This window comes from Bradyrhizobium sp. 23, assembly GCF_023073295.1.
Taxonomy (GTDB): domain Bacteria; phylum Pseudomonadota; class Alphaproteobacteria; order Rhizobiales; family Xanthobacteraceae; genus Bradyrhizobium; species Bradyrhizobium canariense_D.
Genome location: NZ_JADPJF010000151.1, coordinates 714,676 through 730,019, shown reverse-complemented (window position 1 = coordinate 730,019; position 15,344 = coordinate 714,676). Strand labels below are relative to the sequence as shown.

Below are 15,344 nucleotides of genomic sequence, written 5' to 3'. Positions count from 1 at the left end.
CCATCCAGTACGCCGCGGCTTCTCCGTAGCCATTGCCGTCTCTGGAATACTGGATCGCCCGGTCAAGCCGGGCGATGACAGCGAGTCTGCGGTGAGGCTTCACCGCGCTTCGTGCACGCTCTTGCGAAAGCGCTGGATCAGGCGGAGCGTGCGGGAGGACCAGCCTTCGCCGTTGCCGGCGATCAGCTCCTTGATGCGTCGCTTGACCGGATCGACCAGCTCGGCGGCCTTGGCACGCAGCTTCAGCACCAGATCATAGAGCCGCTCGAACCACGCCATCTCCATCAGCTTGTCGCGCGTCACGTCGAACACGAAGGCGGTGACGCCGACCCCGAGCAGCTTTGCGAACACGATGGTGAAGACCGCGCTGGTCCAGTATTCGTGCGTGAGCAGCCACAGGCCAACCAGCTTGAGCGGAAACAGCGGGACGATCGGTACAGCGAACACGATCAGCGTCATCGCTGGCGACAGCGCATCGACGCGGTCCGACAGCCATTGCTTGAACCGCGCAAGCGGGACGATTGCGACAACCCGCGCGACGATCGGTTCGAGATGGTCCCACAGCCAGGCTTCGATCAGGAAGATGATCGCAAGCAGGACCCAGACCGGTTGAAGCAGGCGGCGTAGCATGTGTTTCCCGCCCGATTCGGCGCTGGGCGCGACCTACATATGGATGGCCCGCTTGCCGACTGCAAGCGCGGCTTCCTTGATGGCCTCGGAGCGCGTCGGGTGCGCGTGGCACGTGCGCGCGAGATCCTCCGCGCTGCCGCCAAACTCCATGAGAACGGCTGCCTCATGGATCATTTCGCCGGCTTCGCGGCCGATAATGTGCACGCCGAGGACGCGATCGGTCTTCGCATCTGCGAGAATCTTCACAAAGCCGTCGGTGGTCTGGTTGACCTTGGAGCGCCCGTTGGCGGTAAAGGGAAACTTTCCGACCGTATAAGCCACGCCCGCCTGCTTCAGCTCCTCCTCGGTCTTGCCGACGGAGGATACTTCCGGCGTGGTATACACGACGCCTGGGATAACATCGTAGTTCACGTGGCCGGCCTGCCCGGCGATGATCTCGGCAACCGCGACGCCTTCATCCTCGGCCTTGTGCGCGAGCATCGGGCCCGCGACGACGTCGCCGATGGCATAGACGCCCTTCACGCTGGTGGCGAAATGCGGGTCGATCTGCACGCGGCCGCGATTGTCGAGTGCAACACCGGCTTCCTTCAGGCCGAGCCCCTCCGTGTACGGCACACGGCCGATACAGACGAGAACGACGTCGGCCTCCAGCGTCTCGGCAGCGCCCCCCGCGGCGGGCTCGATCGTCGCCTTCAGCGTCTTGCCGGAGGTGTCCACGCCCGTGACCTTGGCACTGAGCTTGAAGGCAAAGCCCTGCTTCTCCAGGATGCGCTGGAATTGCTTGGCGATCTCGCCGTCCATGCCGGGCAGGATGCGGTCGAGGAATTCGACGACGACCACTTCGGCGCCGAGACGGTGCCAGACCGAGCCGAGCTCGAGGCCGATCACGCCGGCGCCGACGATCAGCAACTTGCCGGGGACCTTGTCCAGCGACAGCGCACCGGTCGACGACACGATGCGGGTCTCGTCGATCTCGATGCCCTTGAGCCGCGCGATGTCCGAGCCGGTGGCGATCACGATGCTCTTGGTTTCGACGACCTGCGACTTGCCGTCGGCGGAGATCTCGACCTTGCCGGTGCCGAGAATCTTGCCGGCGCCCTTGAGCACGTCGATCTTGTTCTTCTTCATCAGGAACTCGACGCCCTTGACGTTGCCGTCGATGCCCTGCTGCTTGAAGTTCATCATCGCAGGCAAATCGAGCTTCGGCGCGGAGACGCTGACGCCCATCTTGGCGAAGGAATGCCCGGCCTCCTCGAACATTTCGGAGGCATGCAGCAGCGCCTTCGACGGCATGCAGCCGACATTGAGGCAGGTGCCGCCGAGCGTCGCGTTCTTTTCCACCACGGCGACTTTCATGCCGAGCTGCGCTGCACGCACCGCGCAGACATAACCGCCCGGTCCGGTGCCGATGACGACGAGATCGTAGGTAGCCATGAGAGAAAGTCCCGTAAGTTTAGCGTTGAAGGATGTGTCAGCGTCCGCGCGGCGCGTCAGCGTCCGCCGGACACATCGAGAATGGCTGAGGTAACGTAGGAGGCATCGTCCGACATCAGCCAGACGATGGCATTGGCGACTTCATCGGCCGTACCGACGCGCTTCATCGGCACCATATGGGCCAAGCGATGGGCGCGGTCGGGCTCACCGCCGGCAGCGTGGATTTCGGTGTCGATCAGGCCGGGGCGGATGCCCGCGACGCGAATGCCCTCGCCGGCAACCTCATAGCCGAGGCCGATGGTGAAGGAATCGATCGCGCCCTTGGACGCGGCATAGTCGACATAGGTGTTCGGCGCGCCGAGCTTGGCCGCAACCGACGACAGATTGACGATGACGCCGCCCTGGCCGCCATGCCTGGTCGACATCCGCTTCACGGCTTCGCGCGCGCAGAGGATGGAGCCGGTGACGTTGACCGCCATCACACGCTGGATGCGCTCGGCCGACATCTCGTCGACGCGCACGCCGCTGGTCCCGACAATACCGCCATTGTTGACGAGCGCGCCGAGCGTGCCGAACGCGTCCGCGGCCTTGAACAGCGCCAGGATGTCGCTTTCCTCGGCGACGTCGCATTTCACCGCGATGGCCTTGCCGTTGCTGGCCGCGATCTCGGCGACCACCTCATCGGCGGCCGTCTTGTTGCTGGCATAGCCGACAACGATCCGGAAGCCGCGTGCCGCGGCGGCAATTGCGGTCGCACGGCCGATGCCGCGGCTGCCGCCGGTGATGACAACGACTTTATCCGTCACGCGCGCCTCCATAGTTCGACACGCGCCGTCGCGAAAGGCGACGGCGCTCGCAGAGCATCAGCGATCAGAGATCGAGCACCAGGCGCGCCGGATCTTCCAGGCTCTCCTTGACGCGGACAAGGAAGGTCACGGCTTCCTTGCCGTCGATGACGCGGTGATCGTAGGACAGCGCCAGATACATCATCGGGCGGACCTCGATCTTGCCGCCGACGACCATCGGCCGCTCCTGGATCTTGTGCATGCCGAGGATGCCGGACTGCGGCGCGTTCAGGATCGGGGTCGACATCAGCGAGCCGTAGATGCCGCCATTGGTGATGGTGAAGGTGCCGCCCTGCATCTCGTCGATCTTGAGCTGGCCGTCGCGGGCGCGGCGGCCGAAATCGGCGATGCCCTTCTCGATGTCGGCGATCGACTTGTTGTCGCAGTCGCGCACCACGGGCACGACGAGGCCCTTGTCGGTGCCGACGGCGACGCCGATGTGATAGTAGTTCTTGTAGATCAGATCGGTGCCGTCGATCTCGGCGTTGACGGCCGGGATGTCCTTCAGCCCCTGGACGACGGCCTTGGTGAAGAAGCCCATGAAGCCGAGCTTCGAGCCATGCTTCTTCTCGAACGCATCCTTGTAGTGGGCACGCAGCGCCATGACGTTGGTCATGTCGACCTCGTTGAAGGTCGTGAGCATCGCGGCGGTGTTCTGCACGTCCTTGAGGCGGCGCGCGATGGTCTGGCGCAGCCGGGTCATCTTGACGCGCTCTTCGCGGGCGGCGTCATCGGCCGGCGACGGTGCGCGGACCTGAACCGCTGCGGCCGGCTGGTTGACGGGGGTCGGCGCCGAGGCCGCACGCTCGATCGCGGCGAGCATGTCGCCCTTGGTGACGCGCCCGTCCTTGCCGGAGCCGGGAACGGTCGAGGCATCGACGCCGGTCTCGGCCGAGAGCTTTCGCACGGAGGGAGCGAGCGGCGCATCGGCCGGTGGCGCCTTCGCCGCGGCGGGAGCAGCAGCGGCCGCAGGAGCGGCAGCCGCGGGCTTCGCGGGCGCAGCTGCCGGCTTGGCAGCGCCGGCGGCGCCTTCGGTAATCTGGCCGAGCAGCGCGCCGACGGCGACGGTGGCACCATCGGCGGCGATGATCTCGCTCAGCGTGCCGGCTGAGGGCGCCGGGACTTCGATGGTGACCTTGTCGGTCTCGAGCTCCACCAAGGGCTCGTCGACGGCGACGGGATCGCCGGCCTTCTTGAACCAGCGGCCGATGGTGGCCTCGGTGACGGATTCGCCGAGGGTCGGCACACGAATTTCAGTCATGGTCTTTTCCTTAAGGAGATCGCCAATGCGGACATAGGTGCAGATGTCAGCGCCCGCGGATGCGGGCGATCCAGTACGCCGTGACAGTCGTGATAGAGACGGGCGGCGCGGAATACTGGATCCCCCGCCCCGGTGCGCAATTGCGCACAAGGCGGGGCATGACGAGGTGTAAAAACTTCTCAGCTCAATGCTTCGTCCAGGAACGCCTTCAGCTGCGCCTGATGCTTCGACATCAGACCCGTGGCGGTCGCAGCGGAGGCGGCGCGGCCGACATAACGCGGACGCCGGCTCGCACCGTTCACCTGGTTCAGCACCCACTCCAGATAGGGCTCGATGAAGTGCCAGGCACCCATGTTGCGCGGCTCTTCCTGGCACCACACCACTTCGGCCTTCTTGAAGCGCGACAGTTCGGCCACCAGCGCCTTGAGCGGCACCGGATAGAGCTGCTCGACGCGCATCAGATAGATGTCGTCCATGCCGCGCTTCTCGCGCTCCTCGTAGAGGTCGTAATAGACCTTGCCCGAGCAGAGCACGATGCGGCGGATCTTCTCGTCGGGAACGAGCTTGATCGCTTCGCTCGGCAGCATCTGGGCGTCGTCATAGAGGATGCGGTGGAAGGTCGTTCCCTTCGCGAGCTCCTCGAGACGCGACACCGCCCGCTTGTGACGCAGCAGGGACTTCGGCGTCATCACGATCAGCGGCTTGCGGATCTCGCGATGAAGCTGCCGGCGCAGCACGTGGAAGTAGTTCGCCGGCGTGGTCGGATAGACCACCTGCATGTTGTCTTCCGCGCACATCTGCAGATAGCGCTCCAGACGCGCCGAGGAGTGCTCCGGTCCCTGGCCTTCATAGCCGTGCGGCAGGAGGCAGACGAGGCCGGACATGCGCAGCCATTTGCGCTCACCCGAGGAGATGAACTGGTCGAACACGACCTGCGCGCCGTTGGCGAAGTCGCCGAACTGCGCTTCCCACAGGGTGAGCGTGTTCGGCTCGGCGAGCGAATAGCCGTATTCGAAGCCGAGCACGGCTTCTTCCGACAGCAGCGAGTTGATGACCTCGTAATGGCCCTGCTCGTGACCGAGATGGTTGAACGGCGTGTAGCGGCTCTCGTCTTCCTGGTCGATCAGGACCGAGTGGCGCTGCGAGAAAGTGCCGCGCTCCGAATCCTGTCCGGACAGGCGGACATGGTGGTTCTCGTTGAGCAGCGTGCAGAACGCCAGCGCTTCGCCGGTCGCCCAGTCGATGCCCGTGCCGCCGTCGATCGCCTTGGCGCGGTTTTCTAGGAAGCGCTGGATCGTGCGGTGGACGCGGAAACCGTCCGGCACCTTGGTGATCTTGCGACCGATGTCCTTCAGGGCGGCGATGTCGACGCCGGTGACGCCACGCCGCGCATCTTCTTCCTGATCGGCGATCTTGAAGCCGGCCCATTTGCCGTCGAGCCAATCGGCCTTGTTGGGCTTGTAGCCGGAGCCGGCTTCGAGTTCGGCATCGAGCCGCGCGCGCCAGTCGGCCTTGGCCTTCTCGACCTCGCCCTCGGTCAACACGCCTTCGCTGATGAGGCGGCGGGCGTAGAGTTCGAGCGTCGACGGATGGGCCGCGATCTTCTTGTACATCACCGGCTGGGTGAAAGCCGGCTCGTCGCCCTCGTTATGGCCATGCCTGCGGTAGCAGAACATGTCGATGACGACGGGCTTGTGGAATTTCTGCCGGAACTCGGTCGCAACCTTGGCCGCGAACACGACGGCTTCCGGATCGTCGCCGTTGACGTGGAAGATCGGCGCGTCGATCATCTTCGCCACGTCGGACGGGTAAGGCGACGAACGGGAATAACGCGGATAGGTGGTGAAGCCGATCTGGTTGTTGACGATGAAGTGCACGGAGCCGCCGGTGCGGTAGCCCTTCAGGTCCGACAGGCCGAAACATTCCGCGACCACGCCCTGGCCGGCGAACGCGGCGTCACCGTGCATCAGCAGCGGCATCACCGAGATGCGCATATCCGGCGGATCGCCGTGCTGATCCTGCTTGGCGCGGACTTTTCCGAGCACCACGGGATCGACGATCTCCAGATGCGAGGGGTTGGCGGTCAGCGACAGATGGATGCGGTTGCCGTCGAACTCGCGATCCGAAGACGCGCCGAGGTGATATTTGACGTCGCCCGAGCCTTCGACCGCATCAGGATTGGCCGAACCGCCCTTGAACTCGTGGAACAGCGCGCGATGCGGCTTGCCCATCACCTGGGTCAGGACGTTGAGGCGGCCGCGGTGCGGCATGCCCAGCACGACCTCCTTCACGCCGAGATTGCCGCCGCGCTTGATGATCTGCTCGAGCGCGGGGATCAGCGATTCAGCACCGTCCAGGCCGAAGCGCTTGGTGCCGGTGAACTTGGTGTCGCAGAATTTCTCGAAACCTTCGGCTTCGACCAACTTCATCAGGATGGCACGGCGACCTTCGCGGGTGAACGAGATTTCCTTGTCCGGCCCCTCGATCCGCTCCTGGATCCACGCCTTCTGCGCCGCGTTGGTGATGTGCATGAACTCGACGCCGAGCGTCTGGCAGTAGGTGCGCTCGCAGATCGCGGTGATTTCGCGCAAGCTGGCGTATTCGAGACCGAGCACATGGTCGAGGAAGATCTTGCGGTCGAAATCGGCTTCGCTGAAGCCGTAGGTCCGCGGGTCGAGCTCTTCGCGATTGCGCTGGGCTTCGATGCCGAGCGGATCGAGCTTGGCGTGGAAGTGACCGCGCATGCGGTAGGACCGGATCAGCATCAGGGCCCGGACCGAGTCGCGGGTGGCCTGGAGAAGGTCGGCGGAGGAGAGGCCGCCGCTCTTATCGCCACCCTTGGCCTGCGCCTTGGCAGCGATCTTGGCTCCGACCGTCTTCTCGACTTCCGCCCAATTGCCGTCGAGCGCGGAGGTCAGATCATCCTGCGGGGTCAGCGGCCAGTTGGCGCGCTCCCAGGACGGGCCTTGGGCGTTCTTGCTGATGTCACCCGGCTGGTCGTTGAGGCTCTTGAAGAAGTCCTGCCACTCGGCATCCACCGAGGACGGGTCCTTCTCGTAGCGGGCGTAGATTTCGTCGATGTAGGTGGCGTTGGTGCCCTGCAAAAAGGAGGAGAGGGCAAAGGCTGCGTTCGCGTCTTGGCGAGACATACTTGAGTTCCTGGCGATTTCGGTTCGCGCATAACAAACGGCGCTGGCGCTGGGCTCCCCGGCAGAGGACCAGCGCGACAGGCACCATTTACCCTATTTGCTGCGAAACTTCGCCCGGAAAATTACGAAGGTGTGAATCAAGATTTCAATTTTTCGGCAAGCGTGTGGCCGAGGCGCGCGGGAGATGGCGACACTGTAATTCCAGCCGATTTCATCGCGTCGGTCTTGGAACCGGCGTCGCCCTTGCCGCCCGAAATGATCGCTCCGGCGTGGCCCATGCGACGGCCGGGAGGGGCCGTGACACCGGCGATGAAACCGACCATCGGCTTCTTGCGGCCGCGCTTGGCCTCGTCCTTGAGGAACTGGGCGGCGTCCTCCTCGGCGGAACCGCCGATCTCGCCGATCATGATGATCGACTCGGTCTTGGGGTCGCCGAGCAGCATTTCCAGCACGTCGATAAACTCGGTTCCCTTGACCGGGTCGCCGCCGATGCCGACCGCGGTGGTCTGGCCGAGGCCTTCCTGGGTGGTCTGGAACACGGCTTCGTAGGTCAGCGTGCCGGAGCGGGAGACGATGCCGACGCTGCCGGTCTTGAAGATGTTGGCTGGCATGATGCCGATCTTGCACTCGCCGGCGGTCATGACGCCCGGGCAGTTCGGCCCGATCAGGCGCGACTTGGAGCCGGCCAGCGAACGCTTCACCCTGACCATGTCGATGACCGGGATACCTTCCGTGATGCAGACGATCAGCGGGATCTCGGCGTCGATGGCTTCGCAGATCGCATCGGCCGCGCCCGGCGGCGGCACATAGATCACCGATGCATCGGCACCGGTCTTCTCACGCGCCTCGCGCACGGTGTCGAACACCGGCAGCCCCAGATGCGTCGCGCCGCCTTTGCCGGGCGAGGTGCCGCCGACCATCTTGGTGCCATAGGCAATCGCGGCCTCCGAATGGAAGGTGCCGTTCTTGCCGGTAAAGCCCTGGCAGATGACCTTGGTGTTCTTGTCGATCAGGATGGACATGAGGTCTGCTTTCGCGAAACTAACGAGTGAGAGGTCAGTGGATGCGGCGGTAGACGCCGGTGAGCACGTCGGCCCAGCCTTCTGCGTCCGGCGAGAACTGGATCTTCAACGAATAGGAATCGTCGTCGATGATTTCATAGACGTGGCGCGCATTGCCGCGGAGCGAGCCGCGCACCAGCGTCAGGGTCTTGCCGACCCACCCGCCGGAGGCGGGCGAAGGCGGCGTGTAGCCGAGCGAGTCGTACCAGAACAATTTGTAGGTCCGGTCTTCGCGGTCGAAGGTGAAGATGCCGTGGGTGGCGAAGCTCTGCTTGCCGTCGCGGGTCTGGACCGAGTCCTGGATCAGATAGAAGCCATTGAGATCCATGTGGGCCACGACGCGAGAAGTCGCCGTTCCACCCTCCGTCCAGCGCGACGGAAAGACCACCTCTTCGCCATTCCATTCACCGGCGAACGCGGCAAGACGCGCGTGCTCCGGCAGCGGGGATGATGCAGCGAGATGGTCCTGAGTCATGGCCTCAGCCTCCCTTGACGGCCTTCACGATCTTCTGCGCGGCGTCGTCGAGATTGTCGGCCGGCACCACGTTCAGGCCGGATTCACGAATGATCTTTTTGCCCAGCTCGACATTGGTGCCTTCGAGGCGAACCACCAGCGGCACGCTGAGGCCGACTTCACGCACGGCGGCCGTGACGCCCTCGGCGATCACGTCGCACTTCATGATGCCACCGAAGATGTTGACCAGGATGCCCTTCACGTTGGGATCCGCGGTGATGATCTTGAAGGCGGCCGCGACCTTTTCCTTGCTGGCGCTGCCGCCGACGTCGAGGAAGTTCGCCGGCGCCATGCCGTAGAGCTTGATGATGTCCATCGTCGCCATCGCGAGACCGGCGCCGTTGACCATGCAGCCGATATTGCCGTCGAGGGTGACGTAGTTGAGGTCGTATTTGGACGCCTCGATTTCCTTGGCGTCTTCCTCGGTCTCGTCGCGCAGCGCGAGCACCTCGGGGTGACGAAACAGGGCGTTGTCGTCGAACGACACCTTGGCGTCGAGCACGCGGAGCTGGCCCTGCTTGGTCACGACGAGCGGGTTGATCTCCAGCATCGACATGTCCTTCGCGACGAAGGCCGCGTAGAGCTGCGCGGTGAGCTTCTCGGCCTGCTTGGCGAGATCGCCGGAGAGTTTCAGCGCGTTCGCGACGGTGCGGCCGTGATGGCCCATGATGCCGGTCGCGGGATCGATCGAGAAGGTCACGATCTTCTCAGGCGTGTTGTGCGCGACGTCCTCGATGTTGACGCCGCCCTCAGTCGACACCACGAAGGAGACGCGGGAGGTCTCGCGGTCGACCAGGATCGAGAGGTAGAATTCCTTGTCGATGTCTGAGCCGTCCTCGATGTAGAGGCGGTTGACCTGCTTGCCGGCGGGTCCGGTCTGGATGGTGACGAGCGTTGCGCCGAGCATCTGCTTGGCGAATTCGGAAACTTCCGCGGCCGACTTGGCGATGCGGACGCCGCCCTTGTCGCCGGCCGACGCTTCCTTGAACTTGCCCTTGCCGCGGCCGCCGGCGTGGATCTGGCTCTTCACGACCCAGACCGGGCCCGGGAGTGCCTTTGCCGCCGCGTCCGCATCGGTTGCCTTCAGGACCGGAACGCCCTTCGAGATCGCGACACCGAACTCGTTCAGCAGCGCTTTGGCCTGATATTCATGGATATTCATTTAGTCGCTCCCTGAACCCGCGGGCGGTGACCTCGTAGGCCCACCTCAGTCTTGTGGCTGGCATACCATATACCACAGGAACTGCAACCCGGATTCTCTGACATCGATCTCTGGACTGCCGATCCGGAGCCCGCCCCGTCCTCTACAAGAGTTGCAGCGGGGGCCCGGAAGTGAAACCGCCGAAGACCGGTTTTTCGATCTTCGGCGGGGAATGTTGGGTTTAGCGGCCCAGAAGATCGGGCGCGATCTTCTTGCAGGCGTCAACCAGACCCTGCACTGCGCCGACCGACTTGTCGAAGGCTTCGCGGTCCTTGCCGACGAGCTCGATCTCGACGACGCGCTCGACGCCCTTGGAGCCGATCACGACGGGCACGCCGACATACATGTCCTTCACGCCGTATTCGCCGTTCAGGTAGGCGGCCGAGGCCAGCACGCGCTTCTTGTCACGCAGATAGCTCTCGGCCATCGCGATCGCGGAAGCCGCCGGAGCATAGAAGGCCGAGCCGGTCTTGAGCAGATTGACGATCTCGGCGCCGCCGTTGCGGGTGCGGTCGACGATCTCGTCGAGGCGCGCCTGCGAGGTCCAGCCCATCTTGACGAGATCGGGCAACGGGATGCCGGCGACGGTGGAGTATTTTACCAGCGGCACCATGGTGTCGCCATGGCCGCCCAGCACGAAGGCGGTGACGTCTTCGACCGAAACGTTGAACTCGTCGGCCAGGAAGTAGCGGAAGCGCGACGAATCCAGCACGCCGGCCATGCCGACGACCTTCTTGTGCGGCAGGCCGCTGGCCTTCTGCAGGGCCCAGACCATCGCGTCGAGCGGGTTGGTGATGCAGATGACGAAGGCGTCGGGAGCGTACTTCTTGATGCCGGCGCCGACCTGTTCCATGACCTTGAGGTTGATGGAGAGGAGGTCGTCGCGGCTCATGCCGGGCTTGCGCGGCACGCCGGCGGTGACGATGCAGACCTTTGCGTTGTCGAGCGCCTCGTAGGAGTTCGCGCCGGTGTAGTGCGCGTCAAAGCCGTCGACCGGCGAGGACTGCGCGATGTCGAGCGCCTTGCCCTGCGGCACGCCCTCGGCGATGTCGAACATCACCACGTCGCCCAGCTCTTTCAGGCCGATGAGATGAGCCAGCGTTCCGCCGATCTGACCGGAGCCAATCAAAGCAATCTTGTCGCGCGCCATGTGAGCCTGTCCTTTAGACACGTAAGGAGGGGAAAACTGAGACGGGTGGTTATCCCTTTCGCCTCCCCCGTTCAAGTCACGGGTTGCCCAATTGTCGGGCTTGCCGCGTATTCAAGCGCAACCTTGTCATTCCGGGGCTTGGGGAAGCGCCGAGTCCGGAATGACAGCGCTGGCAAATAGGACTTAAGTCTCGACCAAGCCCTTGGTCGAGCCGCTGGCGGTGGAATCCTTGCGGCCGTGAGGCAGCGCCAGATAGGATTCCGAGCTCATTTCGATCAGGCGCGACGCGGTGCGCTTGAACTCGTTGGCCTCGTTGCCCTCATTGGCAAGATAGAGCGAGATCGGGTTGGCATCGGCGGAGGCCATCAGCTTCACGGCATTGTCATACAGCGTGTCGATCAACGTAATGAAACGCTTGGCGGCGTTGCGCTGGGAGAAATCCATCACTGGAATATGGTCGACCAGGATGGTGTGATAGTCGTGCGCCAGCCTGAGATAGTCGGATGCCCCGAGCGGCTTGTCGCAGAGATCGGCGAACGTGAAGCGCGCCACGCCGTGGGCCGAGCACGGCACGTGCAGGATGCGGCCCTTGATCGAAATATCGCGCGACTTGCATTTGGCGCCGCCTGACATCTTCGACCAGGCGCGGTCGAGCGCGGCGTCCGCCTCGGTGTCTGCCGGCGTCAGCCACATCGGTACGCCCTGAAGTTTTTCCAGCCGGAAGTCGGTGCGCGCGTCGAGCCGCAGCACGTCCATGTGGTCGGTGATCTGCCTGATGAAGGGCAGAAACAGCGAACGGTTCAGGCCGCCCTTGTAGAGGTCGTCAGGCGCGACGTTGGAGGTCGCGACCACCACGGTGCCGAGCTCCAGCAGCTTTGCGAACAGGCGGCCCAAGATCATCGCGTCCGCGATGTCGGTGACGTGGAATTCGTCGAAACAGAGCAGCCAGCTCTCCTCGAAAATCGCATGCGCGGTCAGCGCGATGACGTCGCCGTCGCCAATCTCGCCGCGCGCGATGCCTTGGCGATAATCGTAGATGCGCTCGTGCACCTCGGCCATGAATTCGTGGAAATGGGCGCGCCTCTTGTGCTCGACTGTCGAGTGCTGGAAGAACAGATCCATCAGCATGGTCTTGCCGCGGCCGACCTCGCCATGGACGTAGAGCCCGTGCGGCGCCTCGTCCTTGTCGCTGCTGAACAGGCGGCTGAGCAGGCCCTGCTTGCGCGGCGGCTTGTAATCGGCGAGCCGCTGGTCGAGCGCGGCATAGGCGTCGGCGATTTCAGCCTGCGCAGCGTCGGGCTCGATCGCGCCGGACGCGATCTGGGCCTGATAGGCCTCGCGGAATGAGGAACTGGGGGTCGAGAGCATGCTCTTTACCGCCAGAGATGAGCGGAAATTGCAAGCCGTGAATTGGGGCGGGGCGCCATGCATTCCGTGTCCCGGACGCGCTGCGGCACGCAGTGACGCTGCGCAGAGCCGGGACCGACTGTTTCGTACAGGACCGTTCGTCTATCGCCGCGTAATGGGCCCCGGCTCTGCAGCGCACCGCTTCGCGCTGCGCAGCGTCCGGGGCACGAGAGCTTCGCTACTCACACAGCTCGTAGGCGTCCTCGACCACATACGGGCCGCCGCCGGTTGAGGCGCGGGACGAGAACAAAACAAAACGTTCGGCCGTGAATGCCTTGCTGGGAAAATAGCCACGCAGCGAGAGATAATCGGCGACGTCACGGTCGGTGGCGTCGTGCAGCCGGGCCAGCGTGACATGCGGGATGAACTTGCGGCCTTCCGGGTCGAGGCCGATCCGCTGCATCAGGCGCTCGAGCTCGGCCTGCAATTCCATCAGCGGCTTGCTCGGCACGATGGTGGCGACCACCGCGCGCGGCTTGCGTCCGCCGAAACTCTGCAAACCCTGCACCTTCACCTCGAACGGCTTACGGTCGACGCGAAACAGCATCGAGGCGATTTCGTTGGCGGACATGCCATCGATATTGCCGATGAAGCGCAGGGTGACATGGTAATTTTCGGGATCGATCCAGCGGGCGCCGGGAAGGCCGCCCCGCAAATTGGAAAGCGACTGGCCAATCTCGGCCGGAATTTCCAGACCAGTGAACAAACGCGGCATCGTTTCGCACTCCCGATGCTTGGGCATGATCCCAGGGCAAGATCATATCCAAATTTTAGAGCCGGCGACGAATCACCGGTACCCTAATTCCTATCGCAGTTGTGTGACCCTGCGAAGCATCGCGCGCCTTACTCCGGTAAAACCCTGGGAATTACGGTTAGCGCTGCCTGGTTTTCAACGCCGTTGCTCAGCGATGGTGCCAAGGAATGCCTCAACCGTAGGCAAGATATTCTTGACGATGATATCGACGCCGGCCGCGGTCGGATGAATGCCGTCGGCCTGGTTGAGCTTGGCATCGGCCGCGACACCATCGAGAAAAAACGGATAGAGCGGCACGCCGAATTTTTTCGCCAGATCCGGATAAATCGAATTGAAGCGCGCAGCATAATCCGCGCCGTAATTCGGCGGCGCCAGCATGCCGCACAGCATCACCGCGATCTTGCGCGCCTTGAGGCGCTGGACGATCTCGGTCAGCGCGGTGCGGGTCAAATCGGGATCGATGCCGCGCAACGCATCATTGGCGCCGAGCTCGATGATCACACCGTCGGTTCCGTCAGGGACCGACCAGTCGAGCCGGTCACGGCCCCCCGAGGAGGTGTCGCCGGATACCCCGGCATTGGTCATGCCGACCTCTATGCCTTTGTCTTGTAAAGCTTTTTGAAGCTTTGTGGGGAACGCTTCCTGGGCCGGGAGGCCAAGACCCGCGCTCAGGGAATCGCCGAGAACCACCAGCTTGATCGGTTTCGCCGCCTCAGCCCATGCCGGATTTGCGACGGTCATCAAAGCGAACATCAACACGGCTATGTGCATGAACAATCCGTAACGCCTCTCGACCGCGCGGGCGGAGTTGCCATATGACCGGACCATGGACACTCGCATCTCTTCCTCTTCGCTCGCCGACAGTTCGGCCGACACCATCGCCATCTCCAACGTCAATCTGTCATTGGGTACGGGCGCGGCACGCGTTCACATCCTCAAGGATATCAGCTTGCGCGTGGGCCGGAGCGAGACGATCGGCCTGATCGGCCCGTCAGGTTCGGGCAAATCCACGCTGCTGATGGTGATGGCGGGGCTGGAGCGTCCTGATAGCGGAGAGGTGGTGGTCAACGGCACGCCTTTCAATGCCCTCGACGAGGACGCACTGGCCCGCTTCCGCGGCCGCCAGGTCGGCATCGTCTTCCAGTCCTTCCATTTGATCCCGACCATGACCGCGCTGGAGAATGTCGCGGTGCCGCTCGAGCTTGCGGGCAATCCCGACGCCGCAAAGCGCGCGGCGCAGGAGCTGCAATCGGTCGGGCTCGGCGACCGTCTGCATCATTATCCGACCCAACTCTCCGGCGGCGAGCAGCAGCGCGTGGCGCTGGCCCGCGCACTGGCACCCGATCCAGCGATCCTCGTCGCCGACGAGCCGACCGGCAATCTCGACGAAGCCACGGGACAACAGATCGTCGACCTCCTGTTCAGCAAGCATGCCGAGCGCGGCATGACGCTGGTGCTGGTCACGCACGATTCTTCGCTCGCGCAGCGCTGCGATCGCGTGATCCGCCTCCGTTCGGGGCGCATCGACACGCAGTCGGCGCCGGCATGAGTGCTGCTGCCGCACCGTTTGCGAAGCCCAACGGCGTCGCGCTGTCGCTGCGTTACGCGCTGCGCGAATTGCGCGGCGGCCTGCGCGGCTTCTACGTCTTCATTGCCTGCATCGCGCTCGGCGTGATGGCCATCGCTGGCGTCGGCTCGGTCTCGGCGAGCCTGAGCGACGGCCTCGCCCGCGAAGGCCGTACGCTGCTCGGCGGCGACGTGTCGTTCGTCCTGTTTCAGCGCGAGGCGAAGCCGGAGGAAGTCGCCTTCCTGCGTTCGCGCGGCACCGTCTCGAGCGCCGCCACACTGCGCGGCATGGCGCGCTCGGCCGAGGGCAAGCTGGCCCTGGTCGAGATGAAGGCGGTCGACGACACCTATCCGATGCTGGGCCAGCTGACG

The 15,344-nt window shown here is 64.0% G+C and carries 13 protein-coding genes and 1 pseudogene; 2 read left to right on the top strand and 12 right to left on the bottom strand.

All coding sequences use genetic code 11. The annotated features are described in order from the left end of the window. Positions 1 to 99 precede the first annotated feature (99 nt). From IVB32_RS40590 to IVB32_RS40535, 12 genes are all read right to left on the bottom strand, one after another. Complete coding sequence (locus IVB32_RS40590) at positions 100 to 630, bottom strand: hypothetical protein (protein WP_018459836.1); 531 nt, start codon at positions 628 to 630, stop codon at positions 100 to 102. Between the two features lie 33 nt (positions 631 to 663). Beyond that, positions 664 to 2,064, bottom strand: a complete 1,401-nt coding sequence (gene lpdA, locus IVB32_RS40585; RefSeq protein WP_018459835.1) for a dihydrolipoyl dehydrogenase — start codon at positions 2,062 to 2,064, stop codon at positions 664 to 666. Positions 2,065 to 2,120: 56 nt separating this feature from the next. After that, positions 2,121 to 2,870 carry an SDR family oxidoreductase gene (locus IVB32_RS40580; RefSeq protein ID WP_026233887.1) on the bottom strand — a complete coding sequence of 250 codons (750 nt, stop codon included), beginning with the start codon at positions 2,868 to 2,870 and terminating at the stop codon, positions 2,121 to 2,123. 64 nt (positions 2,871 to 2,934) lie between these two features. Beyond that, a complete protein-coding gene (gene odhB / locus IVB32_RS40575; RefSeq protein WP_026233886.1) occupies positions 2,935 to 4,170 on the bottom strand; it encodes a 2-oxoglutarate dehydrogenase complex dihydrolipoyllysine-residue succinyltransferase in 1,236 nt (411 codons plus the stop codon). Between the two features lie 179 nt (positions 4,171 to 4,349). Continuing rightward, positions 4,350 to 7,319: a 2-oxoglutarate dehydrogenase E1 component gene (locus IVB32_RS40570; RefSeq protein ID WP_018459832.1), complete on the bottom strand. Its 2,970-nt coding sequence runs from the start codon at positions 7,317 to 7,319 to the stop codon at positions 4,350 to 4,352. A 137-nt stretch (positions 7,320 to 7,456) separates the two neighbouring features. Beyond that, positions 7,457 to 8,341: a succinate--CoA ligase subunit alpha gene (gene sucD / locus IVB32_RS40565; RefSeq protein ID WP_018459831.1), complete on the bottom strand. Its 885-nt coding sequence runs from the start codon at positions 8,339 to 8,341 to the stop codon at positions 7,457 to 7,459. A 34-nt stretch (positions 8,342 to 8,375) separates the two neighbouring features. Continuing rightward, positions 8,376 to 8,855: a DUF1579 family protein gene (locus tag IVB32_RS40560; RefSeq protein ID WP_007604324.1), complete on the bottom strand. Its 480-nt coding sequence runs from the start codon at positions 8,853 to 8,855 to the stop codon at positions 8,376 to 8,378. Positions 8,856 to 8,859: 4 nt separating this feature from the next. Continuing rightward, a complete protein-coding gene (gene sucC, locus IVB32_RS40555; RefSeq protein ID WP_018459829.1) occupies positions 8,860 to 10,056 on the bottom strand; it encodes an ADP-forming succinate--CoA ligase subunit beta in 1,197 nt (398 codons plus the stop codon). Between the two features lie 220 nt (positions 10,057 to 10,276). Continuing rightward, positions 10,277 to 11,245, bottom strand: a complete 969-nt coding sequence (gene mdh, locus IVB32_RS40550) for a malate dehydrogenase (protein WP_007598869.1) — start codon at positions 11,243 to 11,245, stop codon at positions 10,277 to 10,279. A 183-nt stretch (positions 11,246 to 11,428) separates the two neighbouring features. Continuing rightward, positions 11,429 to 12,613: a cell division protein ZapE gene (gene zapE, locus IVB32_RS40545; RefSeq protein WP_085348694.1), complete on the bottom strand. Its 1,185-nt coding sequence runs from the start codon at positions 12,611 to 12,613 to the stop codon at positions 11,429 to 11,431. A 217-nt stretch (positions 12,614 to 12,830) separates the two neighbouring features. Then, complete coding sequence (gene thpR, locus IVB32_RS40540) at positions 12,831 to 13,367, bottom strand: RNA 2',3'-cyclic phosphodiesterase (RefSeq protein ID WP_007598862.1); 537 nt, start codon at positions 13,365 to 13,367, stop codon at positions 12,831 to 12,833. A 174-nt stretch (positions 13,368 to 13,541) separates the two neighbouring features. Beyond that, the gene (locus IVB32_RS40535; protein WP_026233885.1) at positions 13,542 to 14,177 is read right to left on the bottom strand and encodes an arylesterase; all 636 of its coding nucleotides are present in this window, start codon (positions 14,175 to 14,177) and stop codon (positions 13,542 to 13,544) included. Positions 14,178 to 14,232: 55 nt separating this feature from the next. Between IVB32_RS40535 and IVB32_RS40530 the strand changes: the two genes are divergently transcribed. Both IVB32_RS40530 and IVB32_RS40525 read left to right on the top strand, forming a co-directional pair. Further along, positions 14,233 to 14,955, top strand: a complete 723-nt coding sequence (locus IVB32_RS40530) for an ABC transporter ATP-binding protein (protein WP_018459825.1) — start codon at positions 14,233 to 14,235, stop codon at positions 14,953 to 14,955. Next, positions 14,952 to 15,344 (top strand): annotated as a pseudogene (locus tag IVB32_RS40525) (ABC transporter permease); the annotation flags it as partial. The gene IVB32_RS40530 and the pseudogene IVB32_RS40525, both read left to right, overlap by 4 nt.